The organism is Frigoribacterium sp. UYMn621 (genome assembly GCF_040549525.1).
Classification (GTDB): Bacteria; Actinomycetota; Actinomycetes; order Actinomycetales; family Microbacteriaceae; genus Lacisediminihabitans.
Genome location: NZ_JBEPTM010000007.1, coordinates 24,364 through 35,629, shown reverse-complemented (window position 1 = coordinate 35,629; position 11,266 = coordinate 24,364). Strand labels below are relative to the sequence as shown.

The following is an 11,266-nucleotide window of genomic DNA, read 5'->3' as shown; positions in this document are numbered from 1 at the left end:
TCCTAGTCAAAGCTTAACGCGGACAACTGTCTTATGCGCGGCAATGGGGAATTTGTCATCGTCCCGGTGTCCGGTCTATCTCACTGGAATCGTAAAACAGATACAGATTTGAAGGGCTTTGTCAAATCTGCGGATAATCCGTCGGGTACGTCGCTGTGGAGGAGGGGCCGCGCGGACGAGGGCGCCATAGGAGCCCCGACGCAGAAACCAGTATCGGGTCCCGCGAGACCCAACCCGCGAGACGCAACCCGCGAGTTGCAACCCGCGAGACGCAACCCGCGAGACGCAACCCGCGCGACACCCCACCGGCGACACCCCACCCGCGCGACACCCCACCAGTGCGCGCCAACCCCCGCACGCCGTCGCACCGCGTCACCTGACGAGTTGGATCTCCTCGAGATCGTCTGCCGCACTGTCGACCCGTTCCGTTCCTTCGAAAACGAACCCGTTTCGCCGGTAGAACGCATATGCCCGCGGGTTGTCCTTTGCCATCCAGAGTTGCAGGGGATCCTCCCTGCCCGCAGCCTCGAGGAGGGCTTGACCGATGCCCGTGCCATGTTGCTCACTGCGGACATAGATCATGTGGAGGCACAGCTCACGAGCGGGACGAGCTTCGAGACTGCTGCCGACAAACGCGAATCCCTGGATGCGGCTCGATGACTCGGCGACGAACAGCCGGTCGGGAATAGTCTCGCCGCCGAGGATCTTCGTCCACATGGCACTGCGCCGACGAAGGGCGGCGTCGCCAGAGAACTCCGCGGGCAGAAGGTGGCCGTAGGTATCTCGCAACCCGTCCACCTGGATCGCCGCGATCGCCGCCGCCTCGGAGAACCGTGGCTGCCGGATCACCAGATCTGACGCTCGGGCCTCAGCCTTCGAGATCGTCGACCCCCGGCATCCAGCTCAGCCCAGGCTCTCCCCAGCCGCTCTTCTTCACGGCCTTCGCGGCAGCCTTGCTCGCCGCGTGGTCGAGACGGTCGACATACAGCACGCCCTCGAGGTGGTCGTATTCGTGCTGGAAGATGCGGGCGAGCCATCCCTCTGCCCGGATCTCGAATGGATTCTGGTCCAGATCGACGGCACTGAGGATGGCCAGCTCCGACCGTCGAAGCGGGTACCGCTCCCCGGGCACCGAGAGGCAGCCCTCGGACTCGTTCTCCTCATCCGCCGGCCCGATCGGAACCGGACTCACCCACAGGGTGGGGTTGATCGCGACTCCGCGCCACAGCGTGTCATCGTCATCCGTCCAATTGAAGACGAAGAGGCGAAGAGGCACGTCGACCTGCGGGGCCGCGAGCCCCACGCCCGGCGCGGCCTCCATCGTGTCGAACATGTCGGTCACGAGCGCCGTCAGCGAGGCGTCGAACGACGTCACTTCGGATGCTCGGGAGTGGAGCACGGGATTGCCCGTGATTTGAATCGGGAGGACGGCCATTCGCCAAGAATATCGGAGGGCCAGCGGGTAGGGTCGTGGCGTGACGCCAGACCTCAGTGCCATTTCGGACCAGATCTCCCTCACCCCATCCGCGTATATCGGTATCCCGATCGCCCTGGTTGGTGCCGTCTTCCTCGCCCTCGGTGCCCAGTTCCAGCATCGCGGTGTCACCAAGGTCGACAGCCTCACCGAAGCCCCCTCCACCGCAGGCCTCAACCTCGGCCAGCTTCTCCTTCTCCTGCGCCGCCCCTCGTGGGTGATCGGCACCCTGATGCTGGGACTCGCGGTCGTCTTCCAGCTCACCGCGCTCATTTTCGCGCCGCTCATCGTGGTCCAGCCGCTCGGCGCGATCGCCCTGATCATCACGGCCATCGTCAACGCCCGGGTGTCCGGGGTGAAGCTGAAGCAGGATGCCATCCGCCCCATCATCTTCTGCGTCGGAGGCGTCGGACTCTTCGTGACCTTCGCCACCATCTTCGCCAGGTCTAAGGAGATCACCCAGACGGAGCTCGTGACCGTGTTGATCCTGCTCGGCGTGGTCACCATCGCCTTCGCTCTGGGTTTCGCCTTCCTGCGCAAGAAGTTCGGACCCCTGATCTACATCGTGGGCGCCGGCGTGCTCTATGGTTTCGTCGCGACCCTCGCCAAGGTCGTCATCGACCGGGTGCACACAATCATCCTCAACGGCGCCCAGGGATTCGAGTGGCTCACGATCGCGTGCGTCGTCGCACTTCTCGTCGCTACGGTACTCGGCGGCTACTTCGTGCAGACTGCCTACAGCTCCGGGCCGCCCGACCTCGTGATCGCCGGTCTCACCGTGATCGACCCCATCGTCGCGGTGTCCATCGGCATCGTCGTGTTGCAGGAGGCGTCCGGAGCGCCCTGGTACGCGATCCTCGCGTTCGCCGTGGCGGGAGCGCTTGCCGTGTACGGTGTGGTGCAGTTGTCGCGACGACAGCCCGAAGCCGCCGCTAGGCTGTAACCGATGGTTTCAACTGCAAGGGATGCTTAAGACTTTGTCCGACACCCCGCACGACGCCCCGCAGGATGCAAAGGCACCCCTTCGCATCCTGATCGGTGCCGACACCTTTCCCCCCGACGTCAACGGAGCCGCGAACTTCGGCTCCCGACTCGCCGCCGGCCTCACCGAGCGCGGTCACACGGTGCACGTCGAGGCCCCGGCCTTCAACAGCACCACCGGCGCCTTCCTCGAGAAGCACGACGGTGCGGAGTTCGTCGTCCACCGCGTCTACTCCTGGCGCTGGTATCCGCACGACTGGCTGCGGTTCGTGCTTCCGTGGCGCAGCCAGGCCCACGCCGCTCGAATCCTCGACGAGTTCAAGCCCGATGTCGTGCACATCCAGTCCCACATCGTCGTGGGTCGCGGACTCGCGCGGCAGGCCGCGAAGCGCGGCATCCGCGTGATCGGCACCAACCATTTCATGCCCGAGAACCTCATCGACCACACCCGCCTTCCGCAGTTCGCCCGCAAATGGGCGATCGGAGCCGCGTGGAAGGATGCCTCGACCACCTTCGCCTACTGCGAGGCGGTGACCTCGCCCAGCCGTAAGGCCGCAGACTTCCTCGAGACCGAGACAAACCTCGAGCACGTTCATGCCATCTCCTGCGGCATCGACGCGGCGCTCTACACCGCCGACTTCGAGCCACGCACCGAGAATCGCGTCATCTTCGTCGGACGCGTATCGGGCGAGAAACACCTCGATGTGCTCATGAAGGCAATCGCCCTGATCGACCCGGCCCTCGACGTGCAGCTCGAGATCGTCGGCGGCGGCGACCAGATGAACCAGTTGAAGCAGCTCACGCGGGAGCTCGGCATCGACAAGCGCGTCACGTTCACCGGCTATGTGACGGATGAGCAGCTCCGTGCCTCTCTCACCCATTCCACCGTTTTCGCCATGCCCTCGATTGCGGAGCTCCAGAGCATCGCCACGATGGAGGCGATGGCCTCCGGGCTCCCGGTGGTCGCTGCCAACGCGATGGCGTTGCCGCATCTCGTGCACGAGGGGCAGAACGGCTACCTCTTCGAACCGGGTAACGCGAAGGACCTGGCCGACAAGCTGAGCCGCGTGCTTCGATTGCCCGATGCGGAGTTGCGCAGCATGAAGGATGCGAGCCTGCGCTACATCGCGGCCCACGACATCCAGCGCACCCTCAACATCTTCGAGCAGCTCTACCGCGGAGAGAAGGTCACCGATCCGGTGACGGATGCCTCACTCGACGAGCAGGTCAGCTAGCGCTTCTCGCCTCAGTGTCGGTGCCGCGCCAGCCTGTATCGTGGTGACGCACCGTTCCTTTCGGGCGCTGCGGGGCGGTAGCTCAGCTGGTTAGAGCAGCGGACTCATAATCCGTCGGTCACGGGTTCAAGTCCCGTCCGCCCCACCGAACAATCATTGGCATGCACGCCCTCGGCACGCTTGCACCGGTGCGCCGCTCAAGCTGGGATTCCGCCGCGACCCCGTTGAGTGTGTGCGGGCGATGAGACGTTGGATATGCCGGCTGACCGGCAAATACCCCGAAATCACCCCCGCGGGGCTTCATTACAAAGCTCTCATATAGCGGGACATCCGCTCGGTCGGGTGTCTACTGTTGAACAGGCACAATCCGAGAGCGAAGCCCCCAGAAGACCTGACGGTCACGCGGCCCGCACTCGTAGAGAGTGCCTTTTCTATGTGTACGGCGGGCATGGCGCCCCCTGCACAGGCCATCGTCGTCGCCCCGGGCAGCCCCCTGCCACCACGCGTACCCGCGCGCCCTACGGAATGGAGAACAGCACTGTGAGTCAACTCTGGAAGGACAAGCCGTTTCAAGGCGAGCGCCGCAGCGAGTACGCACCGCAGCCCCGCGTCGCCGAGAACGGTGCCGCGAACTCCCCGACCCTCGTACTCTTCGTGCTCATTGCCACGGTCGGAGTGCTCGCCTACACGTTCTTCCTGCTGAACCCGGCCAACCGCGGGGACTGGCTGCCGTACTCGCTGGTCATCACCGCCGAGGTGATCCTCGTAGCGCAAGCGCTCGTCTCCATGTGGACGATCCTGTCCGGGGGCGTCGACCCGCGCGACTTCGCGTTCCACCACTCCCAGGAGCGTCTCTTCGACGCCGCTGCCATCGATAAGGAGGGCACCGAGGCCCATCCCGAGCACTGGGGAGTCTTCCTCGAAGACGCCCGCATCGGCATCGACGTCTTCATCACGGTGTACGGGGAGGATGTCGCCACCATCCGCCGCACGGCCACGGCGGCCATCGCGATGCGCGGCGAGCACCTCACCTGGATCCTCGACGACGGGGGATCGGATGCCGTGCGCGACCTGGCCGCCGAACTCGGTGCGCGGTACGTGCGCCGCCTGTCCAACAATGGTGCGAAGGCCGGCAACGTCAACCACGCCCTCTCGATCAGCAGCGGCCAGTTCTACGCCATCTTCGATGCGGACTTCGTGCCGAAAGAGGACTTCCTCTACGAGACCGTGCCCTTCTTCATCGACAGCAACGTCGCGTTCGTGCAGACCCCGCAGACCTACGGCAACATCAAGAACCTCGTCTCGAGCGGTGCCGGCTTCATGCAGTCGGTGTTCTACCGGTTCATCCAGCCCGGTCGCAACCGATTTAATGCCGCCTTCTGCGTCGGCACCAACGTGATCTTCCGCCGCGAAGCCATCAACGACATCGGGGGCATGTTCACCGACTCCAAGTCGGAGGACGTCTGGACCTCCCTCATGCTGCACGAGAACGGCTGGCGCTCGGTCTACATCCCGGTGACCCTCGCGGTCGGAGACGCCCCCGAGACCGTCGAGGACTACACCAAGCAGCAGTTGCGCTGGGCATCCGGCGGTTTCGAGATCCTGATGCGCCGCAACCCGCTCAACCCGCGCCGCCGTCTCACGATGGACCAGCGCCTGCAGTACACCGTCACGGCCACCCACTACCTGGTGGGAATCACTCCCCTTCTGCTGCTGATGGTGCCTCCGCTCGAGATCTATTTCGACCTCCGGCCGGTGAACCTCACCGTCACCTGGCTCACCTGGTTGCTCTTCTACCTCGGCTTCTACGGCCTCCAGATTCTGCTGGCCTTCAACACGATGGGATCCTTCCGTCCGGCGACCCTCGTCATGGCCACGGTGTCGTTCCCCATCTACATTCGCGCGTTCATCAATGTCTTCTCGGGGCGTGAGCAGAAGTGGCACGTCACGGGAGCGGCCGGCAAACGGGTGTCACCGTTCAACTTCATGATCCCGCAAGTGCTCATGTTCGCGTTCCTGTTTCTCACCTCCATCGTGGCGGTGATGAAGGATGTCGGACACGGCACGATCACCCTTGCCACGGCCTGGAACCTCACGAGCACGCTCGTCTTCGCGGTGTTCATCGGAGCGGCGCTGAAGGAGTCGCACCTCGCCCGCGTCGCGGTGCCCGCCCGGCCCCAACTCAATCCCTCCTTCGCCCGTGTGCCGCGCTCTGCGGCTCGCCCCACAACTCGCGCCATCCCGGTGCACCGAGTCGCGACCGGCAGTGAGGCCGCGACATCCGAAGTCTTCAACTCGAAAGGAATGGTGACCCGATGACCTGGGGAAACCGATTCCGCCTCCTCGGCGGACTGATGCTCGTGCTTGCCATCGTGGCGAGCGCAACCCTCGTGCTCAACCAGCGACAGAACCAGGTGGCCAGCGGATCCGCGTCTCTCGACGCCATCTCCTACTCCGTGGGATCCGACTACTCGGGATCCGTCATCGCGGCATCCGTGAAGGCGGGTGACCAGGTGAAGAAGGGCGACCCGCTCATGACCATCCAGAGCGCGACACTGTTGAGGGACCTCTCGTCTCCGAAGACCTCTCCGGTCAGCACCGCCTATACGACCTCGACCGATGGCACCCTCACCCTCACCGCGACCGAGCCCGGCATCGTCTCGAGCGTGAAGGCACAGGTCGGCGGGCTCGTCGGGGCGGGTCAGCCGCTCGCCACGATCGACCGCACCGGCCCCCTGTTCGTCCTCGCCAAGTTCCGGGTCGATTCCTACGACTTCGCCCGCATCCAGAAGAACGGCAGTGTCGAGATCGTGCTCCCGAACCACCAGCGCATCTCGGGTGTCGTCTCCGACGTCAAGGTGCAGACCGTCGGCGGTAAGGCGGATGCCGAGATCAAGGTCACGAGCAAAGACCTGATCGCTGGCAGCAACGACGGTCTCGTCGAGCCGGGAACTCCGGTGACCGCAATCCTGCACCTCCGCGATGATGGACCGCTTGCCGGCGTGAAGGACTCGTTCTTCTCGCTCCTCGAGCAGATCGGAATTTGATGACCCGCTCCACACAGACCACCCTCCTCCGCACCAGCGGCCTACTCGCGGCCGGCGTGATCGTCTCGCTGGTCGCCGCCTGCAGCGGACCCGGCACCACAGCGGGGTCGCCGAGCACGCACGTGCTCTCCGACAGCTCCATCGGCTCGACCATCGCCAAGCTTCCGCACAAGACCGTCGGCGAGGTCCCGGTCACTCGGCTCGCTCACGGGCTCGTGCCGCCGACGAACCGCTGGTTCTCCGGGCTGGTCTTCGGCGAGCATCCGCTCCCCGTCTTCCCGCTGCCACTCTCCTTCGGTCTGACCGACTCTGGATTCACCTTCGGCCTTCCCGAGGTCACGACCACAGCGAACACCATCACGGGTGGTAATGCTCCCAGCGTGACCATCGACGCGGGAGCGAGCGCCAGTGAGATCACCGGCTACGACGATGCCTCCGTGACCATCGCGCACAAGACGGGCTCCGGCAGCACCCTCGGCTCCACCGTCATCGCCGAGGGATCGCCACTGGTCAGCTTCACCGCAGCCAAGAAGGTCACGCTCACGCTCGGTCAGAAGTTCAGCTCCGCCGGCAAGGGGGTCTACTCCGCCAAGGTCGGAAAGACCACCTACGGGATGCGCACCACCGGTTCCCTGTCGAAGGACGGCACCGCGCTCAGCCTCGTGGATGGTGCGACAGCGGTCTGGTTCCCCGTGCCGTCCGATAGCACCCTGTCAGAGGTTGCCGCCAGTGCGCTCCCGGTCACGGGGGTCACGCTCGACTACAGCAGCGGCGGTTCCACCGCCTCGACAACACTCGCCTATGCGACGGCGAAGGCCGAGAACACCCTGATCGCCACGCTTCCGCACCAGCAGAAATCGATGACCACGCCCCCGTGCACCCTGGGTAGCTATCCGTCGATCTACGGCACCATGAAGCTCTGCGCCGGCAAGTCCCTCTCGTGGACGAGCCCGACGGTCGGGGCATCCGACACGATCGATCTTGGCTCTCTCGACGCGGCCAAGAAGGCGGAACTCACTGCGTCCCTCGCGCAGGATGTCACGAAGACCGCCGCGCTTCCGGCCGACACCTACTTCGGCGGCAAGGCCCTCTACCGGCTCGCGAACCTGCTGATGCTCGCCGATCAGCTGGGCGACACCGCTTCGGCCAAGACTGTCGGCGCGAAGCTCAGCGACGCGCTGCGCGAGTGGACGGACCCGACGCGCTGCAAGTCCAACACGGAGCGCTGTTTCGTCTACGACCCCAAGATGAAGGGCATCGTCGGGCTCGCCGCGTCGTTCGGTTCCGACCAGTTCAACGACCACAACTTCCACTACGGATATTTCCTGTACGCGGCGAGTGTCGCCGCCGCTCACGATTCGAAGCTCCGCACCGAGATCACCCCGGTGATGAACCTCCTCGCGGCGGATCTCGCCTCCAGCGGCGGCTCGAAATACTTTCCCGATCGCCGGGGATTCGACGCCTACGCCGGTCACTCCTGGGCCTCCGGCTATTCGCCCTTCGCCGACGGTAACAACCTGGAGTCCAGCTCCGAAGCGGTCAACGCCTGGAACGGCCTCGCCCTGTGGGCCTCGGTGAGCGACAACAGCCGGTTGAAGACGGAAGCTTCGTGGATGCTGGCGAGCGAAGCGGCATCCGCTCGCGCGTACTGGACCGATGTCGACACCTCCGACCCGGTCTACGCGAACTACACGCATTCGGTCGTCGCTCTCAACTGGGGGGGAAAGCGCGACTACTCCACCTGGTTCAGCGCCGATGCGAACGCCAAACTCGGCATCCAGCTCATTCCGATGAGTCCGGCGAGCGGTTACCTCGGCGGAGATCCGAAGCGCATCGCGAAGAGCGTGAGCGAGGCCACCTCTGGCGACTACAACAAGCAGTTCGGCGACTACCTCCTGATGTATGCGGCGCTCGGAGGGGCAGACCAGGCCAAAACTGCACTGGCGACGGCGAAGGGACTGCCCGAGAAATTCATCGACGATGGCAATTCGCGCAGCTACATGCTCGCCTGGATCATGACCCGCGACTGACCTAGGCGCGGCGCGGCAGCCGAAGGGGCGGGGAGGGCGTGACGAGAGTTATTACGCCTTCCTCCGTATTCGCGCAATGACCTCCTCTTCGCGAGCATTCAGGGCCACGGTAGAGGCATGCAACGTGTTTCGTACGGGGGAGAGTCGTTCATCACCAGTGATGACGGGGCAGCTGCGCTGCTCGATTTCGCAGCATCGGCCGCAATGAGCGGTGTTGGCGAGGTGGTTTCGCTGCCGGTCGTACTCGAGGATGGCCGCGTCGTCTCGGTGAGACTGGTGATCGGGCCATCCAGTGAGCTCTTGACCACCCCGATCGAGACATCGCTCCCGGAGCCGGATACCCGGGATGCTGCGGCCGCCCTTCGCGCGCGGGCCTCTCAGCTCGGCGCCACCAGCGCCCATGCGTTCGGCGGTCCGATCGCGGGCACAGACCTCGACGCGGTGGATCCTGCGACAGGTGACCTCGAACTGTACTGACTCGAACCGAGCTGAGGGAGACGACAGATGCCGAACGATCTGGAATGCCCGCTGTGCGGCGGTGGGTTGGAGCGCCGCGAATCCGAGTGGCTGTGTCTCACGTGTGATGTCACCTTCGTCTGACGGAGGATCGTCCGCGAGACTCTACCAGGAAGTGAACTCGCGATACGCCTCCGCGCTCGCCTCGAACGCACGGGCCTGACCACGGGTGAGACCCTCGAACGGCTCCGGCGTCATCTGCCAGAGCCCCTTCAGGAGAGTTCGTCTCCACGTGCCGATCACGCGCCCGGCAGCGACGATGGTCGGCCGGAAGATGCCGTTGCTGCCCGGCACGACCCTCTCGACGTATTCCGGCGTGAGCGCGGCGGATCGATCGGAGTAGCCGAGCAGGTACTCGTCGAACCCCGGCAATGCGACGGTGCCCACGGCGAGTGGCCGCGAGTGTTCGTCGGAAGTCATCCAATAGTCCGTGCCGTCCGCCGTCACTTCGCAGAGGGCATCGCCGGCCGAGGCGATGCCCCGCCGCACATCCGCAATGGTCAAGCTGCCCCACCACGCGAGATCGGCGATCGTGGCCGGCCCATGACCCGCGAAGTAGCGAACCACACATCGCCGCAGTTGCTCCTCCCGGTCGACGGTGCGTGTCGCGGCGATCCATTCCTCCAGCAGAACCAGTCCCTGCTGTGTCCCGCTCGGTGGCCCCCAGCAGACGATTCCCCGCTCGGCGAGCAACCAGAGGATGTGGTGCCCCCTCTGCGCATCGGTGCGGATGCCCGCGTTCTCGAGCCTCCGCAGAACGGCGTCCCGGGGGAGTGCCCGCCGACCGGCAAGGGCCGTCTCCACCACTGTTCGAGCACGAGACATCGTTTCCTCGTCGAGCTCGAGCCGGCGCTGGCGGGTGCGAGACGCGGCGATGGTGCGTTCCGCCGTCAGGGTGAGGATGCCGCGCAGATCCTCGGCTGCGACCAGCATCAGCGTTCCTCTCAGGGACGACGACCTCACGATGGAGCCGGAGGCCATCGCCGCAAGCACGTCGGAACGGTGTGCCCCCGGCGTGCGCAGGCCGATGCCCCACACCGACTGCGCGAAGTCCTGCGACTGCGTGGCGAACATCCGCCGAACCGTGGAAGCCACGTCTCGCGGGCCGCTCGCATCGGTCGTGATCAGTTGGCACGCGAGTCTGAGACCGAGCAGGTCGTCCTGCGAGATGACGGTGGGTGCCGCAGCCATCGCTTCAGTATGGTGCCAACGACCGACGCCCAGTGGGTGCCCGATCCGCGCCAGAGAGGAGTACCGTGAATCGCATGATCGGATTCATTGTTCTCCTCCTCGTCATCTGGCTCGTCCTCGCCGTGCTCGGCTTCGTCATCAAAGGACTGTTCTGGCTCGCCGTGATCGGAATCATCCTTTTCGTGGTCACCGGGATCGTCGGATATATCCGGCGCGGCGGCAGCCGCTCCAAGGCCTGAAATCCGCACGAATCCGGGCGTGCGGCCGCCCCGAACGTGAACGCGCAGAGAATAAATCGAGACGAATGTGTTCCGTTCTTGTCACACGGGTGCCTAAAACGGGGTGTGTGCACTACAGTTAGCTGTGCAGTTGCAGTACCTCGCACATCTTGAATGCTTGGAGCTCGCCGCGGCGGTTAGCAATAATCGAAGCGAAGAGTGCCATGTTTCTTTCGGGAGCGGACGATGAACACCGCGACGAGCGGGCCCGAAAGTCGGGTTCGCGCGAAGACTCCTGAAGGAGAAAATTATGGCACTAGGAACAGTGAAGTGGTTCAACGCTGAAAAGGGCTTTGGATTCATCGCCCCGGACGACGGAAGCCCGGACGTGTTCGCACACTACTCGGCGATCGCCTCGAGCGGCTACAAGTCGCTTGACGAGAACCAGAAGGTCGAATTCGACCTCGCCCAGGGCCCCAAGGGACCCCAGGCCGAGAACATTCGCCCCCTGTAACTAAAAGTTGGCCGTAGTGGCCGAACTGGATGCAGCTTCGTGCGCCGAATAGGCGCTGTG

At 64.7% G+C, this 11,266-nt stretch carries 11 protein-coding genes and 1 tRNA gene; 9 read left to right on the top strand and 3 right to left on the bottom strand.

The genetic code is table 11. The annotated features are described in order from the left end of the window. Positions 1-372: 372 nt before the first annotated feature. Positions 373-849: a GNAT family N-acetyltransferase gene (locus ABIB54_RS12410; RefSeq protein ID WP_354575829.1), complete on the bottom strand. Its 477-nt coding sequence runs from the start codon at positions 847-849 to the stop codon at positions 373-375. A 19-nt stretch (positions 850-868) separates the two neighbouring features. Next, entirely contained in the window at positions 869-1,435 is a 567-nt protein-coding gene (gene def, locus ABIB54_RS12405; protein ID WP_354575828.1) for a peptide deformylase, read from the bottom strand. Between the two features lie 40 nt (positions 1,436-1,475). Here def and ABIB54_RS12400 point away from each other — a divergent pair, with 40 nt between their 5' ends. From ABIB54_RS12400 to ABIB54_RS12370, 7 genes are all read left to right on the top strand, one after another. Next, a complete protein-coding gene (locus ABIB54_RS12400; RefSeq protein WP_354575827.1) occupies positions 1,476-2,417 on the top strand; it encodes a DMT family transporter in 942 nt (313 codons plus the stop codon). A 22-nt stretch (positions 2,418-2,439) separates the two neighbouring features. Continuing rightward, complete coding sequence (locus ABIB54_RS12395; protein ID WP_354575826.1) at positions 2,440-3,690, top strand: glycosyltransferase; 1,251 nt, start codon at positions 2,440-2,442, stop codon at positions 3,688-3,690. A gap of 71 nt (positions 3,691-3,761) precedes the next feature. Beyond that, a tRNA-Ile gene (locus ABIB54_RS12390) sits at positions 3,762-3,835 on the top strand. Positions 3,836-4,230: 395 nt separating this feature from the next. Next, entirely contained in the window at positions 4,231-6,009 is a 1,779-nt protein-coding gene (locus tag ABIB54_RS12385) for a glycosyltransferase family 2 protein (protein WP_354575825.1), read from the top strand. After that, positions 6,006-6,737, top strand: coding sequence for an efflux RND transporter periplasmic adaptor subunit (locus ABIB54_RS12380; protein WP_354575824.1), 732 nt, complete (start codon positions 6,006-6,008; stop codon positions 6,735-6,737). Before ABIB54_RS12385 ends, ABIB54_RS12380 begins: the two co-directional genes overlap by 4 nt. Then, positions 6,737-8,767, top strand: a complete 2,031-nt coding sequence (locus tag ABIB54_RS12375) for a glycosyl hydrolase (RefSeq protein ID WP_354575823.1) — start codon at positions 6,737-6,739, stop codon at positions 8,765-8,767. The genes ABIB54_RS12380 and ABIB54_RS12375 overlap by 1 nt, the downstream gene beginning before the upstream one ends. Before the next feature lie 117 nt (positions 8,768-8,884). Beyond that, on the top strand, positions 8,885-9,244 hold the full coding sequence (locus ABIB54_RS12370) for a hypothetical protein (protein WP_354575822.1): 360 nt from the start codon (positions 8,885-8,887) through the stop codon (positions 9,242-9,244). Positions 9,245-9,388: 144 nt separating this feature from the next. Here ABIB54_RS12370 and ABIB54_RS12365 read toward each other — a convergent pair whose 3' ends face one another. Next, positions 9,389-10,474, bottom strand: a complete 1,086-nt coding sequence (locus tag ABIB54_RS12365; protein ID WP_354575821.1) for a winged helix DNA-binding domain-containing protein — start codon at positions 10,472-10,474, stop codon at positions 9,389-9,391. Positions 10,475-10,548: 74 nt separating this feature from the next. Between ABIB54_RS12365 and ABIB54_RS12360 the strand changes: the two genes are divergently transcribed. Together ABIB54_RS12360 and ABIB54_RS12355 are read left to right on the top strand one after the other, a co-directional pair. Next, positions 10,549-10,713, top strand: coding sequence for a hypothetical protein (locus ABIB54_RS12360; RefSeq protein WP_354575820.1), 165 nt, complete (start codon positions 10,549-10,551; stop codon positions 10,711-10,713). A 289-nt stretch (positions 10,714-11,002) separates the two neighbouring features. After that, positions 11,003-11,206, top strand: coding sequence for a cold-shock protein (locus tag ABIB54_RS12355; protein ID WP_147784641.1), 204 nt, complete (start codon positions 11,003-11,005; stop codon positions 11,204-11,206). Positions 11,207-11,266 lie beyond the last annotated feature (60 nt).

Excerpts from the sequence above, each read along its gene's own strand:
- ABIB54_RS12365 (WP_354575821.1), bottom strand. The coding sequence starts at position 10,474 with ATGGCTGCGGCACCCACCGTCATCTCGCAGGACGACCTGCTCGGTCTC.
- ABIB54_RS12375 (WP_354575823.1), top strand. The coding sequence starts at position 6,737 with ATGACCCGCTCCACACAGACCACCCTCCTCCGCACCAGCGGCCTACTC.
- ABIB54_RS12395 (WP_354575826.1), top strand. The coding sequence starts at position 2,440 with ATGCTTAAGACTTTGTCCGACACCCCGCACGACGCCCCGCAGGATGCA.
- ABIB54_RS12360 (WP_354575820.1), top strand. The coding sequence starts at position 10,549 with ATGATCGGATTCATTGTTCTCCTCCTCGTCATCTGGCTCGTCCTCGCC.
- ABIB54_RS12370 (WP_354575822.1), top strand. The coding sequence starts at position 8,885 with ATGCAACGTGTTTCGTACGGGGGAGAGTCGTTCATCACCAGTGATGAC.
- ABIB54_RS12380 (WP_354575824.1), top strand. The coding sequence starts at position 6,006 with ATGACCTGGGGAAACCGATTCCGCCTCCTCGGCGGACTGATGCTCGTG.
- def (WP_354575828.1), bottom strand. The coding sequence starts at position 1,435 with ATGGCCGTCCTCCCGATTCAAATCACGGGCAATCCCGTGCTCCACTCC.
- ABIB54_RS12355 (WP_147784641.1), top strand. The coding sequence starts at position 11,003 with ATGGCACTAGGAACAGTGAAGTGGTTCAACGCTGAAAAGGGCTTTGGA.